This window comes from Roseateles saccharophilus (assembly GCF_004342485.1).
In the GTDB taxonomy this organism is placed as follows: domain Bacteria; phylum Pseudomonadota; class Gammaproteobacteria; order Burkholderiales; family Burkholderiaceae_C; genus Pelomonas; species Pelomonas saccharophila.
Genome location: NZ_SMBU01000015.1, coordinates 1 through 19,125 on the forward strand (window position 1 = coordinate 1; position 19,125 = coordinate 19,125).

Genomic DNA, 19,125 nt, shown 5'->3' on the forward strand with positions numbered 1-19,125 from the left:
AGCGCCTTGACCATGGCGCGCGCACTCTGGCCATGGATGTCGTTGACCAGCACGTTCAGCCGCACCCCGGCGTCGACCAGCACCTTGTGCAGGCGGTTCTTCTCGGCACTGGCCGCACCCACGAGCTTTTGCCGCTGACGGGCCACCAGCCGAAGCTCGCGCAAGTCCCTCGGTGGGATGAACGACGCACGCAGCAAGCCCGCGCGCGCCAGCGTGGCCAGCCACTGCGCGTCAGCCATGTCGGTCTTGCGACCGGGCACGGCCTTGACGTGGCGCGCGTTGACCACCCACGCCACGATGCCCACCGCCTCCAATGCCGCGAACGGGCTCTTCCAGTACACCCCCGTGCTCTCCATCACCACCACCTCGGGCACGATCTCCAGCGTCCACTGCGCCAGGGCACGGCGGTCGCGTTTGAAGGCGCCGAAGTCTCGCTTGGTGACCTCCACGCGACCATCGTCATGTTCGACGACCGCGCACGCGGTGATCTTGGCTTGGTGAACGTCCAGCGCTATGACGCGCTTGTGCATCGGGGTCAATTCCATGGCTGAGCTCCTGGCGCTTGAACAACAATCGCAAGCGTGCGGGCCCGCGCAGGTGCCGCCGACCAACGGCCTGCCGGGCAAGCCCGGCGGCTCTGTTTAATGTGGGCTGTCAGGCGCGTCCAGTCCCTCACGGGACTGGACATCGCTCGCAGGCAATCCTGGGTACGAGTGGTCGGCAGCGGGTCAACTTAGAGATCGCGGTCCAAGGCCATCAATAAATTGATCGACCTCTACCCGCGCTGGCCCGCACACCCCAGTGTCTTCCATCATCCAGGGTGCTCGCCTGGTTCATGCCACTTAGGGCAGCATCCGGCAGGCAGGCCGCGGGTGCCTGCAGAATAGCCGGGCCATCGGGCAAGGCTGCGGTCGCGCGAAGGGGGGATGCATGGGGCTTGCTGAGAGGAGCGTCCGTCGGGAGAAGCACAGGATGCTCTTTGCTCGCGGCAAGCCGGCGGCCATCCACGGCTACCTGCTGCGCAGGATCCTGGGCATCGTCTTGCCGGCCTTTGCGATCTTTGCTGCGGCCATCTATCTCATCGTCATACACCCGGCGCAGCAAGAACTTGCCGGCACCACGATGGGCCGGGCCTCGGAGCAGGTGGAGGGCGACGTCCGCCGCCTGTTCGGCAATGCAGCCGAGCAGCTGAAAATCGTGGAGGACTGGGGCCGCAGCGGGCAGCTGCAGACCGAGTCGCCGCAGGTCTTCGCGAATCTGCTGATCCCGGTGCTGAAGGCGCAACGCAGGATTGCCGGGGCCATCTTTGCCGACGGGCTGGGCCGCTATACCGAGCTCAATCCGGAGCCCGACCAGGCGCAGGGCTGGATCGTGCGGGTCACCAACCTCCCCCGCGACGGCGCCATGCAGCGCTGGTTCCACTATGACGACGACGGGCGGCTGCTGCGCGAGGAGCGGATCGACCGCCTCTACGACGCCCGCACCCGGCCCTGGTTCAAGCAGGCGATGGCCACGCCCGAAGGACGGCTGCACTGGACGGAGCCTTACACCTTCTTCAAGCGGTCGGACATCGGCATCACGGCCACGCGGCGCTGGGCCGATGCAGCGACGGGCGATGCGCGCGTCGTCGCCTTCGACCTGCTGATGCAGGACCTGTCGCTGTTCACGTCGCGGCTCAAGGTAGGCACGAACGGCAGCGCCGCGCTGCTGACCCGCGACGGCCGGCTGCTGGCGCCGCCGCGCTTCCTGCCACGACTCGCGGAAGGCCCACCGGCCTGGCTGCTGAAGACACCCGCGCAGGCCGGCGCGGCCAAGCTGGACGCCGCGCTGCAGCCCTGGCGGGAACAGGGCAGCCCCACCGGAACCTCGGTGCTGTACGAGTTCGGCGGCGAGCCGTGGATTGCCATGTTCCGGCCGCTGGAGTTCGGCGACCTGCAGCTCCGCGTAGCGACGCTCGGCCCCAGGGGCGACTTCTCGCTGACCACCCACTGGCACGCCACGGCGATGGGCATCATGGTGCTGGCCGTGCTGGCGCTCGTCTTCACGGTGGCGCAGGGCTTCTCCCGCCGCTTCGCCCGCGTCGTGGACCACCTCGTCGCGGAGAGCGAACGCATCGGCAACCTGCAGCTCGACGGGCCGGTGCAGCTGTCGACGCGCATCCGCGAGATCGACACGCTGGTCGGCGCGCAGGAGCGCATGCGGGTGATGCTGCTGGAGGCGACGCGTGGCCTCGAGGCCAAGGTGGCGGAGCGCACCCGGGACCTCGAGCGGCTGACCCAGGAACAGCAGCAACTGCTGTCCAGCCTGGGCGTGGCCAAGCAGATGGCCGAGGAGGCCACGCGGGCCAAGTCGATGTTCCTGGCCAATATGAGCCACGAGATCCGCACGCCGATGAACGCCATCATCGGCATGGCCTACCTGGCGCAGCGGACCGAGCTGACGCCCAAGCAGCGTGACTACTTGAGCAAGATCCACAGCGCCGGCACGGCCCTGCTCGGCATCATCAACGACATCCTCGACTTCTCGAAGGTCGAGGCGGGCAAGCTCGAACTGGAACAGGTGCCGTTCCGGCTCGACGAGGTGCTGGCAAGCGCCACCGCGCTGGTGGCCCAGAAGGCCGCCGACAAGGGCCTGGAGATGCTGTGCGACATCGCCTGGGACGTGCCGCTCGCGCTGCACGGCGACCCGCTTCGCCTCGGACAGGTACTGACCAACCTTGTCAGCAATGCCGTCAAGTTCACCGAGCACGGTCAGGTCGCAATCCGCGTGCACGGCGTGGAGCGCGCGGGCGATCGCGTGCTGCTGCAGATCGAGGTCAGCGATACCGGCATCGGCATGACACGCGAGCAGACCGCCGGCGTGTTCCATGCCTTCAGCCAGGCCGACGGCTCGACCACACGCAAATACGGCGGCACGGGCCTCGGACTTGCCATCTGCAAGCGCATCGTCGATGTGATGGGCGGCACGCTGCACGTCGACTCCACGCCCGGGCAGGGCAGCAACTTCGGCTTCAGCGCCTGGTTCGGGGTGGGCGAGCGCGCGGCGCAACCGCGCCGTGCCGTGCCCGAGGCGCTCAAGGGCATGCCGGCCCTGGTGGTCGACGACAACGCGGCGGCGCGCGAACTGCTGTCGCGGGCGCTGGACGCGCTGGGCCTTGCGGCCCATGCGGTGGCGTCGGGCCCCGAGGCGCTGCGTGCCGTGGCCACCGCGGTGCAGCGCCCCTTCGGCGTGGCCTTCGTCGATGCCGCGATGCCGGCGCCGGACGGGATCGACACCGCGGGGCTCCTGGCCCGCGTGGCGCCGGCGTTGCCCGTCGTGCTGCTCAAGCCCTTCGACGGTGAAGACGCGGGAAGCGCGCGCGCGGCGGGCGCGCCGGCCAATATCCTGGCCTCCCTGACCAAGCCGGTCAGCGCGTCATCACTGGCCGACATCCTCGTCACGCTGTTCGCGTCGCGCGCGCCGGCCGCCCCGGCGGCCAGCTCGCCGCATGCGCCGGCACGTCCGCTGCAGGGGGCGCGGCTGCTGCTCGCCGAGGACAACGAGGTCAACCAGCAGATCGCCCGCGAACTGCTCGAAGGCGCCGGCGCGGCGGTGGACGTCGCCGGCAACGGCCACGAGGTGCTGAAGCTGCTCGACGGTGCCGGCCCGGCGCGCTACGACGCCGTGCTGATGGACCTGCAGATGCCGGACATGGACGGCTTCGAGGCCACGCGGCGCATCCGCGCCGACACACGCTTCGCCGGCCTGCCCATCATCGCCTTGACCGCCCACGCGCTGCCCGAGGAGCGCCTTCGTTGCCTCGAAGCGGGCATGGCGGACCATGTTTCCAAGCCGCTGGAGCCGGCGGTCGTTCTGCAGACCATCGCGCGCTGGATCGCGACGACACCGTCATCGCCCAGCCCGAGCCCGCCCGCCGCCGACAGCGGGGCGGTCCAAGCCGCGAACCAGCTTGCGACCCTGCTGCGGCGTGCCGACGGCGTGGCCGTGGACTATTTCTTCGAGCACACCCCGCTGCTGCGTACGCTGTTCGGGGCGGATGACTTCGGCGCTTTCGAGTGGGACGTCAGAAACTATGATTTCGACGCCGCGCTCGGCCGCCTGCGGCGCGCGGCCGAGGCGCTCGGCATGACATTTTCGGAGCCGATTCCATGAACAGTGGCCCCCTGCCGACGGTGCTGATCGTCGACGACACGCCGCAGAACATCGCGCTGATGACGGGGCTGCTCAAGGACAACCACCTGACGCGCGTCGCAACCAGCGGCGAGCGCGCGTTGCAGGCGGCCATGCTGGCGCCGCTGCCCGACCTGATCCTGCTCGACATCATGATGCCCGGCATGGACGGCTACGAGGTCTGCCGCCGGCTGAAGGCCGACCCCGCGTTGCAGCACATCCCGGTCATCTTCCTGACCGCCAGGACGGACGCCGGGGATGAGCAGAGGGGCCTTGACTGCGGCGCGGCGGACTACATCACCAAGCCGATCTCGCCGCCCATCGCGCTGGCCCGCATCCGCAACCATCTGGCGCTCAAGACCGCCTCCGACCGGCTCAGGCATCAGAACGCACGCCTCGAAGCCGAGGTGGCCCGGCGCACGCACCAGATCCAGCAGACCCAGGACGCGACCATCACGGCCCTGGCCTCGCTGGCCGAGGCGCGCGACGACGAAACCGGCAACCACATCCAGCGCACCCAGCACTACGTGAAGCTGTTGGCGCAGGCGCTGCGGGCGCATCCGCGCTTCGCGGACTTCCTGACCGGCGAAGTCCCCGACCTGCTGTTCAAGTCGGCGCCATTGCACGACATCGGCAAGGTCGGAATTCCCGACGCCATCCTGCTCAAGCCGGGCCGGCTGACGCCGCAGGAGTTCGAGATCATGAAGACCCACACGACGCTGGGCCGCAACGCCATCGCCAAGGCCGAGCAGATGATGGACGAGCCCAGCTCCTTTCTGCGCTTCGCCCGCGAGATCGCCGAATCCCACCAGGAGAAATGGGACGGCTCGGGCTACCCGCGGGGACTGGCGGGCGACACGATCCCGATCTCGGCGCGGCTGATGGCCCTGGCCGACGTCTACGACGCGCTGATCTCGCGCCGGGTCTACAAGCCGGCCTTCACGCACGAGGAGGCGGTACGCATCGTCGGCGAGGGCAGCGGCACCCACTTTGATCCCGACATCGTTGCGGCCTTCCTCGCCATCCATGAGGACTTCCGTCAGGTTGCGATGCGCTTCGCCGACGATGGCGGCCTGCCGACCGACAAGCACTGAGTCGAGAACCGGAGGCGGCCGATCTCGCTCGGGCGGGCGCACAGCTGAGGCCCACATCGACCATCGGGCCGCCCCAGGTGCGGCATCCCATCCAGTCGCCCGGCGGTCAGGTTCCGGGGGCACGGTCATTCGGTCGTTGAAGGGCTCCAGAAGGCCTGCGTGACGCAATCCTGAGCCGACAGCTCGGCCACGACGGCGTCGAGCTGATGCCCGTCGAGCGCGCTGGCGGTGAGCACGGCCTCGATCTCGACGGCGTCGGAGCCGAGGGCGTGGATGATCAGGTCCTGTGTCGGGTAGGCGACGGCCTCCAGCGCCGCCTCCAGCCGGGTCAGGGCCTCCCGCTGCCTCACCTTGGGCGCAATGACATAGAAGGTGTAGGTCGCCTCGACTGCCTCGGTGTCCAGCGGCTGCCGGTTGATGCGGTTCACCACCGGCCGCAGCAGGGTGTTGGCGGACAGCACGAAGGCGGTGGCCAGCAACGCTTCGACCAGCAGGTCAGCGCCCGCGCAGGCGCCGACGGCGGCAGACCCCCAGAGCGTGGCGGCTGTATTGAGCCCGCGCACATTGCCCTCCCTCGCGCATGATCACGCCCGCGCCGAGAAAGCCGATGCCGGAGACGACATAGGCGACGACGTGCACGGCCGCTTCATGGCCGCCCAGGCGATTCGCCATGTCCACGAAGATGGCCGCGCCGACCGCCACCAGGACATTGGTTCTCAGCCCCGCGGTTCGTTGGCGGTACTGCCTCTCCAGCCCGATGAGCGCGCCCCGTGCGAAGGCTGCCACCAGGCTGACCGTGGTGCCCAAGGCCGAAGCCAGGTTGATGTTGTCGATGGCCTGCATGCCGCCCCCGGTCACTGCCAGCCGTAGCGGCGCGTGTAGAAGGCCTTCATGGCCTGGGTCAGCACCATGTAGCCGAGCAGGATGGCGGCGAGCATCGGGAAGTAGGACGCCGGCAGCGCCTGCAGCTTGAAGTAGTGCGACAGCGGCCCCATGGGCAGGAAGATGCCGACGGCCATGATGGCCGTCGTGCCCGCCAGCAACGCGGCACCCGGCCGGCTCTGCAGGAAGGGGATCTTCCGCGTGCGAATCATGTGGACCACCAGGGTCTGGGTCATCAGACCTTCGATGAACCAGCCGGATTGGAACAAGGTCTGGTGCTCGGTCGAATTGGCCCCGAAGACGAACCACATGACGACGAATGTCACGATGTCGAAGATCGAGCTCACCGGGCCGAAGAACAGCATGAAGCGGCCGATGTCGGCCGGGTTCCACTTCTGCGGGTCCTTCACGAGCTCGTCGTCGACGTTGTCGAAGGGAATGGCGATCTGCGAGAAGTCGTACAGCAGGTTCTGGACCAGCAGGTGCATGGGCAGCATCGGCAGGAAGGGGATGAAGGCACTTGCCACCAGCACCGAGAACACGTTGCCGAAGTTGGAACTGGCCGTCATCTTGATGTACTTGAGCATGTTGGCGAAGGTCTTGCGCCCCTCGACAACCCCCTCCTCCAGCACCATCAGGCTCTTCTCCAGCAGGATGATGTCGGCGGCCTCCTTGGCGATGTCGACCGCCGAGTCCACGGAGATGCCGATGTCCGCCGCCCGCAGCGCCGCCGCATCGTTGATGCCGTCGCCCATGAAGCCCACGACATGGCCGTTGGCCTTGAGCGCACGCACGATGCGCTCCTTGTGAGCGGGCGTGAGCTTGGCGAAGATGGCATGCGCCTCGACGGCCGCAGCCAGCTCCTCCTCGCTCATGCGCTCGACATCGGAGCCCAGCACTGCGGCCTGGTCCAGCAGCCCCACCTCGCGGCAGATCTTCGAGGTCACCAACTCGTTGTCGCCGGTGAGAACCTTGACCTTCACGCCATGGGCGGCGAGCGCCTCGAGGGCAGGCCGCGTGGACTCCTTCGGCGGGTCGAGGAAGGAGACATAGCCGATCAGCGTCAGATCCGACTCGTCGGCAATGCCATAGGCTTCCTGCGTGGGCGGCAGCTCCTTGGAGGCCACCGCGACCACCCGCAGGCCGTCCTCGTTGAGCCCGGCCGTCACGGAGCGCACACGCTGCAGCAGGGCAGGCGTCAATGCTTCCACCGCGTCGCCATGCCGCACGCTGCTGCACGCGGCCAGGATCTCCTCGACGGCGCCCTTGCAGATCAGGACATGGTGGTCCTCGTGCTCGGCCACCACCACGGACATGCGCCGGCGCTGGAAGTCGAAGGGGATCTCGTCGACCTTGCGGAAGTTCGAGGCGGGATTGAGCTCCTTGTGGATCTCGCTGTGCTCCAGAACGGCGACGTCCAGCAGATTCTTCAGGCCGGTCTGGTAGTAGCTGTTCAGATAGGCGGCCTCCAGAACATCGTCGGAGTCCTCGCCCCAGACGTCGGTATGGCGCGAGAGGAAGATCTTGTCCTGCGTCAGCGTGCCGGTCTTGTCCGTGCACAGCACGTCCATCGCGCCAAAGTTCTGGATCGCATCCAGGCGCTTCACGATCACCTTGCGGCGCGACAAGGCCACGGCGCCCTTGGCCAGCGTGGACGTGACGATCATGGGCAGCATTTCCGGCGTGAGGCCGACGGCGATCGACATCGCGAACAGGAAAGCCTCGGTCCAGTCGCCCTTGGTGAAGCCGTTCAGGAAGAGCACCAGCGGCGACATGACGAACATGAAGCGGATCAGCAGCCAGGCCACCTTGTTGACGCCGGCCTGGAACTGCGTTGGCGCCCGATCCGTGGCCGTCACCCGCTGAGCCAGCGCCCCGAAATACGTCGCCGGCCCGGTGCCCACCACGACGGCGGTCGCGGAGCCCGAGACCACGTTGGTCCCCATGAAGACGATGTTCTCCAGGTCGAGTGCATTGGTGGCGCGGGCCTCCCGCTGCCGTGCGAACTTCTCGACGGGCAGGGACTCGCCGGTCATGGCCGCCTGGGCAACGAACAAGTCCTTGGCTGCCAGCACGCGGCAGTCGGCCGGGATCATGTCCCCGGCGGACAGCAGGACGATGTCGCCGGGCACCAGTGAGGCCATGGGCACCTCGGCCTTGCGCGAGGGCTTGGGGTGCAGCTGCACCTCGAAATAGACCAGCGCCTCCTGCTCGATGTCCTTGGCCGGGTCGCGACGCAGTACTGTCGCCGTGTTGCTGACCATGGCCTTGAGCTTGTCGGCGGCGATGTGGGACTTGCGCTCCTGGACGAAGCGGATCGCCACCGAGATCACCACCATGGAGCCGATGACGACCGTCGCCTTCATGTCCTCCGTCAGATAGGAGATCGCCGCGAGCAGCGTGAGCAGCACGTCGAAGGGCGTCTTGTAGCAGTGCCAGAGGTGGGCCCACCAGGACAGCGGCTTGTCCTGCTCGACCACATTGGCGCCTGTCCGCTCCCGGATGGCGTCGGCCTGCAGGCCGCTCAGCCCGTCCGAATGGGAGCCCAGCCGGGCCAGCAAGGCATCGGGTTCCTCGGTGGCGGCCTGGATCAGGCCCTGTGCCAACGACGGCGGCACCTCCTTGCTGATGGCTGCCTCGCGCAAGCCCTCGAGCATCAGCAGGCGCCGGAAGTGGCGGCCTATGCCCCGGGTCCGGACGAAGCCCGCAAAAAGTTCATTCACAAAGGTCAGTGCCATCTCATTTTTCTCGGTAGGTGCTTTTGGCCCGGATCGGGATGGGCGTCGCGAGCAGCGTCGCAGGTTTGCGTGTCACGCCTCTGTCAAACAGCTCAAAGCAAGCTGACGAGCAGCCCCTGGAACGGACGATGGGGCTGGAGACGCGGCTCGTGGCGGCCAACGGCCTGCCTGGACAGCCTCTCGCGCACCCAGCTCAAGATGAACGGGCCGGTGCAACGGCGGGAAAAACGAGAAATCAGCGAACGGAACAGCATGGGGTTCTCCTGCGGACGGCACGCCACAGGCCCCTCACATGTCAGTCGCGAAGAGCCCGGCAGCGTCCGGCCTGATGAACGGGGACGATGGAAGAAGAAAGGCGGGGGACGTGGCGCGCGCAGGGGCGCCAACTAGGGGCGGGGTCCATGGGAACTCCTCGGCTTGGCGGGTTGAGAGTCAGCCCGGGCGACGAAGGGCGCAACGCAGCCGCAGCGTGGGCCAGACCGTGAGGCGGTCCAGGGCCGCCACGCGCTCGGCGAGCTTGGGCTCGCGAGCCGGGCGCACCGGGGCCGCGCACGGCGCGGTGCGGGAGGGATCGACGGGAGCGATTTGACGCATCGCAGCTCTCCTGGGCGAGGGAGGCGCGCGGTGGACGGTTGGCGCGACCACGGCGAACCGTGGCCGGCATGCCGATGACCGAGGGGGTCGCCGTCGAGGGAACTCGGCGCGTCGGGATGAAAGGAGCTGCGGCCTGCGAGGGCCTGCAACCCGGAGCGGGCGTCAGAAGGCCTGGCAGGCGGCGGCCATCACGGCACGCATCGAATCGCTGCGACTACTGGCACTGTCCACGCACGGGGCTCCGAAGTTGATATTCGTTCATTGTTGCACCGCAACACTGCTCCGGTCAACGCGCTTCCCCTCCACCCGGAGGGATCCCCTGGAGGAAACCTGCGTGCTGTGGCCTGGCATCGCGAGAAGATGCACAGGCTTGCCGTCGGTCGGAGCAGGCAAGGCGAAGACTGGCCGTTCAGCCGAGTTCGACGCGGCAGGTCGGCAGCCCTCGGAAACAACCGTTACGCCGGGCGGTTCGAGCGCCGCGAGGAAGAAGGCCTGGCTGGCGGCATGGTCACCGCCTCCGATTCTCAAGTGATCGAACATGACCAGCCCGAGGCTGAGGGCCTGCTCGATCCGCGGATCGATGCCTTCCCCGTGCGACCCGCCCGCAAGCACACGACCCTCATGATTCGCCGCCTGCGCTGCGTTGCCGCTCCCCGCTCGCCGCGGCGGCCCTGTCGTCCTGTGGATACATGGGCAGCATCGCCCTCGGCCACCTCGACAACGAGCAGGGCGGGCGAGGGGCGCATCGGCCGGTCCGGCCGGCCGCGCTATGTGCAGGACGGTGGCCAGCTCTTGCTGGGCGACCTGCAGATCGGCACGCTGGAGCTGGCCGGCTTCCCGGCCGAATGCGCCGAACGCATGGCTAAGCCGCCGCCGAGCGATCGCCCGAACGATGGCTGGAGTTGTTCGCCGCAGCAGCGCCGGAACGGGCCATGTGCGGGCGATCCGCGCACGGGCAGACCGTCAATGTCAGACGCACGCCCACCGGCCATCAGGCGAACCGGCGCGATTCGTTACTTCGCGGCCTGCGGCATCAGACGCCCAGCAGCGCCGCCAGAGCAGGGTTGCCGGCCACCTCGTCGGCGCTGCCCTGCAGCATGACCTGGCCCTTCTGCAGCACGATGGCCCGGTCGCTGCGGTTCAGCACCTGGCGGTAGTCGCGGTCGACGATCAGCGTCGCGATGCCGCTGGCCTTGATGTCGTCGATGACGCGCCAGATCTCGGCCACGATGAGGGGCGCCAGGCCCTCGGTGGCCTCGTCGAGGATGATGAGATCGGGGTGCGTCATCAGCGCCCGGCCTATGGACAGCATCTGCTGCTCGCCGCCGGAGAGCTGGCCGCCGAGATTCGTGAGCCTCTCGGCCAGGCGCGGGAAGGTCGCCAGCACCCGCTCGAAGGACCAGTCCTGCCGCCCGTCCCGGCCGCGCCGCGCCGCCATCACCAGGTTCTCGCGCACCGAGAGGTTGCCGAACACGCCGCGGCCCTCGGGCACATAGGCGACGCCCAGCCTGGCGACCTCGTGCGGCCGGGCCCGCGACATATTGCAGCCGTGCACCGAGATCTGGCCGCGCCGCTGGCCGACATGGCCGAGCAGCGTGCGGATCAGGGTGCTCTTGCCCATGCCGTTGCGCCCCATCAGGCCCACGGTCTCGCCCTTGCGGATGCTCAGGCCCACACCATGCAGCACATGGCTGCTGCCGTACCAGGCGTGGATGTCCCGCGCCTCGAGCAATGTCGACATCAATGGCCTCCGAGGTAAGCGCTCTGCACGCCTGCGTTGCTGCGGATCTGCTCCGGCGAGCCGCTCGCGATGACGCTGCCGTTGACCATCACGGTGATGCGGTCCGCGACGCGGAACACCGCGTCCATGTCGTGCTCGACGAGCAGGATGGCGTGATCCGCCTTCAGGTCGCCCAGCAGCACCAGCATGCGCTCCGTCTCCTCGGCGCCCATGCCCGCCAGCGGCTCGTCCAGCAGCAGCACCTTGGGGCGGGTGGCCAGGCACATCGCGATCTCGAGCTGGCGCTTCTGGCCGTGGCTCAGCAGGCCCGCCGGGCGATCCATGCGGTCGCCCAGGCCGGTGCGCTGCGCCACGCTGCGCGCCGCCTCCATCAGCGCGGGCTGCGCCTGCACCGGCTGCCACCAGCGCCACGGCCGCTGCGCCGCGGCCTGGGCGGACAGGCGGCAGTTCTCGATGACGCTGAACTCGCCGAAGACGGTGTTGCGCTGGTAGCTGCGGCCCAGCCCCGCACGGGCCCGCCGCGGCTGGGACCAGAGCGAGACATCCTGGCCCAGCAGCTCGACCCGCCCGCTGGACGGCGGGAACTGCCCCGACAGCAGATTGATCAGCGTGCTCTTGCCGGCGCCGTTGGTGCCGATGACCGCATGGACCTCGCCGCGGCGCAGTTCGAGGTCGACCGCGTTCACGGCCGTCAGGCCGCCCCATCGGCGCGTGAGTTGATGACCGCGCAGCAGAACCGTGTTCGCCAATGTGCTCACGCGTTCTCCTGCAGGATGGCCGCCTTGCCGGCCAGACGCTCGCGCAGTTGCCCCGGCAGGCCGGCCAGGCCCTTGGGCAGCAGGGCCACGCTGAGGATGATGAACAGGCCCAGCCCCAGATGCCAGTGCCTGGCCAGGCTGCCGAAGACGGCCTCGCTGCGGAACAGCTCCTGCAGCAGCGTGAACGCGAAGGCCCCCATCACGGCGCCACGCAGATGGCCGAGGCCGCCAAGGATGATCATGATGAGCACCGCGCCGCTGAGGTGCCAGCTCAGCAGCTCCGGGTTGACGAAGCCGTCCTTGACGGCGAACAGGAAGCCGGCCCAGCCGGCAATGGCGCCCGACAGCGTGAAGGCCGCCAGCTTGTAGGGATAGGTCGAGAAGCCCGTGGCCCGCATGCGCGGCTCGTTGACCCGGATGCCGTCCAGCGCACGGCCGAACTGGCCACGCCGCATCACCGCCAGCAGCGCGAAGACCAGGGCCACGCTGGCCAGCGTCAGGCCGTAGATCGCCAGCGGCTTGTCGAGGTCAAGCCAGGCCCCGAGCGTCGGCTTGGCATACATGTAGATGCCGTCGGTGCCGCCGCCCAGCGGCGTGTCGTGCACGACGTAATAGGCCATCTGCGCGAACGCGAGCGTGACCATGATGAAGTAGACGCCCTGGGTGCGCAGGGACAGCGCGCCGACGACCAGCGCATAGAGCCCGGCCAGGCCGACGCTGAGCGGCAGCGCGAGCAGCAGGGAGGCCACCTCGGACTTGACCGCGGCATAGGCGCCGATGCCGAAGAAGGCCGCTTGGCCGAAGCACACCAGGCCGGTGCCGCCGACGATGAGCTCCAGGCTCAGCGCGAGCAGGGCGTAGATCAGGATCTTGTTGACCAGGTCGATGCCATAGGCACTGCCCAGCCAGGGCCAGGCCGCCAGCAGCAGGAAGGCGCCGAGCAGGACGGCAACGCGGGTTTTCATCGGCGCGCTTTCAGAGGGTGTGGGGTGTTTTGGCGAAGCCAGGCGGGCATGCAGGATTCCCTCACACCCTCTCAGGACTTGAACAGGCCCATCGGGCGCCACAGCAGGATGCCGGCCATCAGCACATAGACGAGCACGCCCGAGGCCTGCGGCAGCAGCACCTTGCCGAAGGTGTCGACGAAGCCGATCAGCAAGGCGGCCAGCAGCGCGCCGCGCACGGAGCCGATGCCGCCGATGACGACGACGACGAAGCAGATGATCAGCACCGCGCTGCCCATGCCCGGGTAGACGCTGGACACCGGGGCCGCCACCATGCCTGCGAATGCGGCCAGCGCCACGCCGGCCGCGAACACGATGCGGAACAGCAGCTGGATGTCGATGCCCAGGCTCTGCACCATCTCGCGGTCGTGGCTGCCGGCGCGGATCATCATGCCCAGCCGGGTACGCGTGAACACCCACCACATGCCGCCGGCGAGCAGCAGGCACACGCCGCTGACGAACAGCCGGTAGACCGGGTAGGTCATCAGTTCGCCCAGCGCGATGGAGCCCGACAGCAGCGGCGGCGGCGCGACGCTGTAGACGTCGTCGCCGACGATGATGCTGCGCAGCTCTTCGAAGACGAGGATGAGGCCGTAGGTCATCAGTACCTGCTGCAGGTGGTCGCGCTCGTAGAGGTAGCTGAAGAAGGCCCACTCCAGCACATAGCCCAGCACCGCCGACAGCAGCACACCCACCCCCAGCGTGCTGAAGAAGCCGCCGCCGAAGGTCGCGGCAACCGGCGCGGCAAGCGCATAGGCCATGTAGGCGCCGATCATGTAGAAGCTGCCGTGGGCCAGGTTGATGATGCCCATGATCCCGAAGATCAGGGTCAGCCCCGCGGCCACGAGGAAGAGCAGCAGGCCGTACTGCAGCGAGTTCAGGCACTGGATGAGGAAGGTCGCGAGGTCCATTGATCGGCCCTGTCGAGAGTGCGCTGCGCCGCGACGAACCGAGCGATGCGGTCCGTCGGCGGCGCCCCTGATGAACCTGTTTACATCCGGCAGCCGCGGGCGGGGTCGGCCAGGGCCTTGGCCGCCACGCTGACGAGCTTGTTCTCGTGGCCCGTCACCTGGCGCAGATAGATGTCCTGGACCGGGTTGTGCGCCCGGGACACCGTGAAGGCGCCGCGCGGGCTGTCGATCCTGGCTTTCTCGACGGCGGCCGCGAACTCGGCCTTCCTGCTCACGTCGCCCTTCACCGCGGCGAGGCCCACGCCCAGCATCTGCGCGGCGTCATAGCCCTGCACGGCGTAGACGTCGGGCTGCAGCTTGTAGGTCTTGGCATAGGCCAGGCGGAAGGCGTTGTCCTTAGGCGAGCCCAGCGAGTCGGCGTAGTGCAGCGTGGTCAGGATGCCTTCGGCATCGGCGCCCTGGGCCTCCAGCGTGCCGTCGGTGACGAAGCCGGCGGCGTACAGCGGGATGGACTTCTTCAGGCCGGCCGCCGCGTAGTCCTTGACGAACTTGACCGCGCCCGCGCCGGCGAAGAAGGTGTAGACCGCGTCGGGCCTGGTGGCGGCGATCTCGGTCAGCAGCGCCTGGAACTCGACGTTGGGGAAAGGCAGGGTCAGCTCCTTGACGACCTGGCCGCCGCCCTTCTCGAAGGACTCCTTGAAGCCCTTCACCGACTCGTCGCCGGCCGCGTATTTCCAGGTGATGGTCACGACCTTCCTGTGGCCCTTCTTCGCGACGACATCGCCCATCGCATAGCCCGGCTGCCAGTTGCTGAAGCTGCTGCGGAAGATGTTGGGAGCGCACATCGGCCCGGTCACCGCGTCGGCGCCGGCATTGGGCACGATCAGCAGCGTGTTGCTCTCCTTCGCCGCCTTGGCCATGGCCATCGCGACGCCGCTGTGCACGGTGCCGACCAGCACGTCCACGTTGTCGCGCTTGATGAGCTTGTTGACGTTGTCGGTCGCCTTGGCGGGGTCCGACTCGTCGTCCACCTTCACATACTCGACCTCGCGGCCGCCCAGCTTGCCGCCCTGCTCCGCCACATGGAGCCTGAAGCCGTTCTCGATGGCCGCGCCCAGCTGGGCGTAGGTGCCGCTGGCGGGCAGCATCAGGCCCACCTTGAGCTTGCCTTGCGCCTGGACGCTCGTGGCGGCCAGCGTGGCGGCGATCAGAAGGGATGCGCGTCGGATCATGCTTGTCTCCTGTGCCCTGTCAGGCAGGGTCGTGCTGGTGTTGTCGGTAGAACATGTCGCAGGCTTCCAGCAAAGCCTGGGGCTGATCCTTGTGGGGCGAATGGCGGCAATTCGCAAGTTCCAGCAGCCGGGTCCGCGGCAACTCGCGCGCGATGCCGCGGATCTGCTCCAGCGTGCCGTATTCGTCGTCCAGGCCTTGCACCGCGAGGACCGGGCAGGTGATGGCGCGGATGTCCTCGCGGATGTCCCAGGCGCGGAAGGCCGGGTCCAGCCAGATGTCGTTCCAGCCCCAGAAGGCCGAATCGGGGTCGGCGTGATGGCGGGCCAGGCGCTCGCGCAGGTCGGTCCTCAGATAGGCCTCCCGCGCCGCCGCGATCGACGTGACGGAGATGCCCTCGACGAGGATGTGCGGCGCAAGCACGATGACTCCGGCGCATTCGTGCCCCGCGGCGTGGAGCAGCGCGATCGAGCCGCCATCGCTATGGCCGAACAGCCAGGGGCGCGCGATGCCCAAGGCCTTCAGCAGCGCCGGCAGCACCTCGTCGGCCTGCCTGTGCATGAAGTCGGGCAGCCAGCGCTCATGGCCGGGGCGCGGTGTGGAGCGGCCGTAGCCGGGGCGCGAATAGACCAGGCCCCGCACGCCCAAGCGCTCGCAGAGCTGGCGCGGGAAGTCCCTCCACATCGACACGGAGCCCAGCCCTTCGTGCAGGAACACCATCGTCGGGCCATCGACCGGCCCGCCGGCTATCCAGCTGTATTCGATGTCGACCTGACGGCCATCGAAGGGGATGGATACGAAGCCACTGCTCATGCCACGCTCTCCGCCGCTTCGAGCTGGCGCAGGCGAAAGCGCTGGATCTTGCCCGTGGCCGTCTTGGGCAGTTCGTTGACGAAGACGATCTGGCGCGGGTATTTGTAGGCCGCGAGCCGGCCCTTCACGAAGGCCTTGAGCTCGTCCGCCGTGGCCTGGCCGGTGGGCGTCAGCACGACGAAGGCCTTGGTCTTGGTCAGCCCTTCGGCATCGGGCACGCCGATCACCGCGGCCTCCAGCACGGCCGGGTGCTGCACCAGCGTGGCCTCCACCTCGAAGGGGCTGACATAGATGCCGCTGACCTTCAGCATGTCGTCGCTGCGGCCGCTGTAGGTATAGGTGCCGTCGGCGTTGCGCACATATTTGTCGCCGCTCTTGGTCCAGCCGCCCTGGAAAGTCTCGCGGCTCTTCTCGCGGTTGCCCCAGTACATCAGCGCGCTGGAAGGCCCGCCGATGTAGAGGTCGCCGGGCTCGCCATCGGGGACCGCGCCGCCGTCGTCGCCACGCAGCTCGATGCGGTAGCCCGGCACGGGCCAGCCCGTCGTGCCATAGCGCACCGCGTCGGGCCGGTTGGACAGGAAGATGTGCAGCATCTCGGTGGAACCGATGCCGTCCACGATGGGCACCCCGAAATGGCGCTCGAAGCGTTCGCCGATCTCCGGCGGCAGCGCCTCGCCGGCGCTGGACACCAGCCGGATGGACGTGGCCTCACGCCCGGGCAGTGCGGGCGACGCGAGCATGCCGGCGAAGCCGGTCGGCGCGCCGAAGAACACGGTCGGCCGCAGGCCGCCCACGCCGCCGGTCAGGCGCTTGAAGGTGGCGTCCGGCGTCGGCCTTTCGGCCATCAGCACGGTGGTCGCGCCGACGCTGAGCGGGAAGGTCAAGGCATTGCCGAGGCCATAGGCGAAGAACAGCTTGGCGGCCGAGAAGCAGACGTCGTCCTCGCGCAGCTTCAGGATCTGCTTGCCATAGAGCTCGGCGGTCCAGTAGGGGTTGCCGTGGGAGTGCACCGTGCCCTTGGGGCGGCCAGTCGAGCCCGACGAATAGAGCCAGAAGCCGGGGTCGTCGGCATGCGTGGCGGCGGCACGTGGCAGCGGAGGATGCCTGTCGACGAAGGCGGCGAAGTCCAGCTCGCCGAAGTCCAGCGGCGCGATGGGGCGGGACACGATCACCTTCTCGACCTCGTGATCGCTCTTGACCAGCGCGGCCTTGAGCATCGGCAGCACGGCGCCCGACACCAGCACGACCTGGGCCCGCGAATGCTCCAGCATGTAGGCATAGTCGTCGGGCGACAGCAGCGTGTTGACCGCCACCGGCACCGCGCCCGCGAACATCGCGCCCAGGAAGGCGACGGGCCAGTCGTTGATGTCCTGCATCAGCAACAGCACGCGCTCCTCGCGCTTGACGCCCAGCGCGCGCAGGCCCGCGGCACAGCGCCGCACGCTGTCGTCGAGCTGGGCATAGGTCAGCGTGCCGAGGTCGTCGACATAGGCCGCCTTGTCGGGGCGGCCGGCATTCTGGCTGAGCAGGTGGGCGGCCCAGTTGAAGACCTCGGGCAGTGCGGGAACGTCGGGCGGGCTGGCGATGGCGGTGGGGCTCATGAGCTTGTCTCCTGGAGGTTCGTTTTTCAGTTCAGAGCGCCGAGATCACCGCCGGCGCGCCCTGGACGGCCACCCTGCGGTGGTAGAAGTTCAGCGCCCGCAGCCCGCCGAGCTCCTCGCCGCCGCCCGCGCGGCCCGGGCCGCCATGCAGGGACTGCGGCATCACATTGCCATGCCCCGTCTGGCTGGCGCCCGCCTCCGGGCTCACGACGTGGACACGGCCGTGGAAGGGCGCGAGTACCTTGGCCGTGCCGGCCAGCGCGCCGGCATCGTCGCCATAGAGGCTGACGACCAGCGAGCCGAGGCCGCGCTGCACCTGCCGGGCGGCCTGCGGCAGGTCGCGATAGGGCAGCAGCGTGGCGACCGGCCCGAAGACCTCGGTGTCGTGCACGACGGCGCTGGCCTCGACGGCCGCGGCGCCGGGCAGCGCGAACAGCGTCGGGCCGACGCAGCAGGCGACGGCGGCATCGGCGTCGACCAGCGTCGGGCGGCGGCCGTCCAGCAGCATCTCGGCGCCCTGGGCCAGCCTGGCAATGCCTTCCTGCACGCTGTCGTACTGGGCGCGGCTCACCAGCGAGCCCATGCGCACGGCCTCGTTGCGCGGGTTGCCGACCGTCGTGCGCGCCAGGCGCGCCAGCAGGGCCTCGCTGACCGCAGGCAGCAGCGCTTCGGGCACGAAGGCGCGGCGGATGGCGGTGCACTTCTGGCCGGACTTCACCGTCATCTCGCGGCTGAGCTCCTTCACGAAGAGCTCGAAGGCTGCGGAGCCGGCGGCCTGGCCGGGCATCAGCAGGGCGCTGTTGATGCTGTCGGCCTCGATGTTGGCGCGCACGGACAGCCGGGTGATGGCGTCGTGGCGGCGCAGCGTCGCGGCCGTGTCGGCGGAGCCGGTGAAGCTCAGCACGTCGAAGGGCTGCAGCGCGTCCAGCAGGCCGGCCGAGCCGCCGCAGACCACGCTCAGCGCGCCTGCGGGCAGCACGCCGGCGTCGACAACGTCCTTGACCATGCGCTGGGTGAGCCAGGCAGTGGAGGTCGCCGGCTTGATGACGACGGGAACGCCCGACAGCAGCGCGGGCGCCGCCTTCTCCCACAGGCCCCAGGCCGGGAAGTTGAACGCATTGATGAACAGCGCGAGGCCGGCCACGGGCGTCAACAGGTGCTGGCTCTGGAAGCTGCCGTCCTTGGCGAGGCTGAGCGCATCGCCGTCGCGGAGCACGTCGCCATCCGGCAGCTGGGCCGCCAGCTTGGCGTAGGTGGTCAGCGTGTAGATGGCGCCGTCGATGTCCACGGCCGAATCGTTCCTGACGGTGCCGCTGTTGGCCGTCGCGATCTCGTAGTAGGCGTCCCGGTTCTTCTGCAGCACCTGGACGACGGCGGCCAGCAGCTCGCCGCGCTGGCGGTAGCTCAGCCCCTTCAGCGCCGCGCCGCCGCGGCTGCGGGCGAACTCGAAGCCGCCGGGCAGATCCAGGCCGCCGGCGTCGACGCGGACGAGCTCGGTGCCGATCACCGGGTCGAACAGCGCCGTGCCGGCGCCCTGGCCGGCGACCCAGCGCCCGCCGATGTAGTTGGAGAGGAGTTCGGTGGACATA

The 19,125-nt window shown here is 68.7% G+C and carries 15 protein-coding genes and 1 pseudogene; 2 read left to right on the plus strand and 14 right to left on the minus strand.

All coding sequences use genetic code 11. From position 1 onward, the window contains the following. Nucleotides 1-545: IS110 family RNA-guided transposase (locus EV671_RS13705; RefSeq protein WP_132572387.1), on the minus strand; the 545-nt coding region annotated here is incomplete at its 3' end. 427 nt (nucleotides 546-972) lie between these two features. Here EV671_RS13705 and EV671_RS13710 point away from each other — a divergent pair. Together EV671_RS13710 and EV671_RS13715 are read left to right on the plus strand one after the other, a co-directional pair. Beyond that, complete coding sequence (locus EV671_RS13710; protein ID WP_165917564.1) at nucleotides 973-4,152, plus strand: hybrid sensor histidine kinase/response regulator; 3,180 nt, start codon at nucleotides 973-975, stop codon at nucleotides 4,150-4,152. Next, on the plus strand, nucleotides 4,149-5,264 hold the full coding sequence (locus tag EV671_RS13715) for a response regulator (RefSeq protein WP_132572393.1): 1,116 nt from the start codon (nucleotides 4,149-4,151) through the stop codon (nucleotides 5,262-5,264). The genes EV671_RS13710 and EV671_RS13715 overlap by 4 nt, the downstream gene beginning before the upstream one ends. 125 nt (nucleotides 5,265-5,389) lie before the next feature. Here EV671_RS13715 and EV671_RS13720 read toward each other — a convergent pair. The 13 genes and pseudogenes from EV671_RS13720 to EV671_RS13770 form a co-directional block, all read right to left on the minus strand. Continuing rightward, nucleotides 5,390-6,107, minus strand: a pseudogene (locus tag EV671_RS13720) (MgtC/SapB family protein). An 11-nt stretch (nucleotides 6,108-6,118) separates the two neighbouring features. Continuing rightward, the gene (mgtA, locus tag EV671_RS13725; protein WP_132572396.1) at nucleotides 6,119-8,884 is read right to left on the minus strand and encodes a magnesium-translocating P-type ATPase; all 2,766 of its coding nucleotides are present in this window, start codon (nucleotides 8,882-8,884) and stop codon (nucleotides 6,119-6,121) included. A gap of 92 nt (nucleotides 8,885-8,976) precedes the next feature. Then, nucleotides 8,977-9,138 (minus strand): hypothetical protein, encoded by a 162-nt coding sequence (locus EV671_RS26760; RefSeq protein WP_165917565.1) that lies wholly within the window; start codon nucleotides 9,136-9,138, stop codon nucleotides 8,977-8,979. Nucleotides 9,139-9,316: 178 nt separating this feature from the next. Beyond that, nucleotides 9,317-9,478, minus strand: coding sequence for a hypothetical protein (locus tag EV671_RS26765; protein ID WP_165917566.1), 162 nt, complete (start codon nucleotides 9,476-9,478; stop codon nucleotides 9,317-9,319). 258 nt (nucleotides 9,479-9,736) lie between these two features. Then, nucleotides 9,737-10,090, minus strand: coding sequence for a VOC family protein (locus tag EV671_RS27005; RefSeq protein ID WP_207911156.1), 354 nt, complete (start codon nucleotides 10,088-10,090; stop codon nucleotides 9,737-9,739). Nucleotides 10,091-10,511: 421 nt separating this feature from the next. Then, nucleotides 10,512-11,219, minus strand: a complete 708-nt coding sequence (locus tag EV671_RS13735) for an ABC transporter ATP-binding protein (RefSeq protein WP_207911157.1) — start codon at nucleotides 11,217-11,219, stop codon at nucleotides 10,512-10,514. Further along, nucleotides 11,219-11,977, minus strand: coding sequence for an ABC transporter ATP-binding protein (locus EV671_RS13740; protein ID WP_132572402.1), 759 nt, complete (start codon nucleotides 11,975-11,977; stop codon nucleotides 11,219-11,221). Before EV671_RS13740 ends, EV671_RS13735 begins: the two co-directional genes overlap by 1 nt. Further along, the gene (locus EV671_RS13745) at nucleotides 11,974-12,942 is read right to left on the minus strand and encodes a branched-chain amino acid ABC transporter permease (protein WP_132572405.1); all 969 of its coding nucleotides are present in this window, start codon (nucleotides 12,940-12,942) and stop codon (nucleotides 11,974-11,976) included. The genes EV671_RS13740 and EV671_RS13745 overlap by 4 nt, the downstream gene beginning before the upstream one ends. A 71-nt stretch (nucleotides 12,943-13,013) precedes the next feature. Next, nucleotides 13,014-13,892, minus strand: a complete 879-nt coding sequence (locus tag EV671_RS13750; protein WP_132572408.1) for a branched-chain amino acid ABC transporter permease — start codon at nucleotides 13,890-13,892, stop codon at nucleotides 13,014-13,016. A gap of 80 nt (nucleotides 13,893-13,972) precedes the next feature. Beyond that, complete coding sequence (locus EV671_RS13755) at nucleotides 13,973-15,124, minus strand: ABC transporter substrate-binding protein (protein ID WP_132572411.1); 1,152 nt, start codon at nucleotides 15,122-15,124, stop codon at nucleotides 13,973-13,975. 19 nt (nucleotides 15,125-15,143) lie between these two features. After that, the gene (locus tag EV671_RS13760) at nucleotides 15,144-15,935 is read right to left on the minus strand and encodes an alpha/beta fold hydrolase (RefSeq protein ID WP_132572414.1); all 792 of its coding nucleotides are present in this window, start codon (nucleotides 15,933-15,935) and stop codon (nucleotides 15,144-15,146) included. Beyond that, nucleotides 15,932-17,536: a benzoate-CoA ligase family protein gene (locus tag EV671_RS13765; RefSeq protein ID WP_132572416.1), complete on the minus strand. Its 1,605-nt coding sequence runs from the start codon at nucleotides 17,534-17,536 to the stop codon at nucleotides 15,932-15,934. The genes EV671_RS13760 and EV671_RS13765 overlap by 4 nt, the downstream gene beginning before the upstream one ends. Before the next feature lie 31 nt (nucleotides 17,537-17,567). Continuing rightward, complete coding sequence (locus EV671_RS13770; RefSeq protein ID WP_132572418.1) at nucleotides 17,568-19,124, minus strand: 3,4-dehydroadipyl-CoA semialdehyde dehydrogenase; 1,557 nt, start codon at nucleotides 19,122-19,124, stop codon at nucleotides 17,568-17,570. Nucleotide 19,125: the final 1 nt, after the last annotated feature.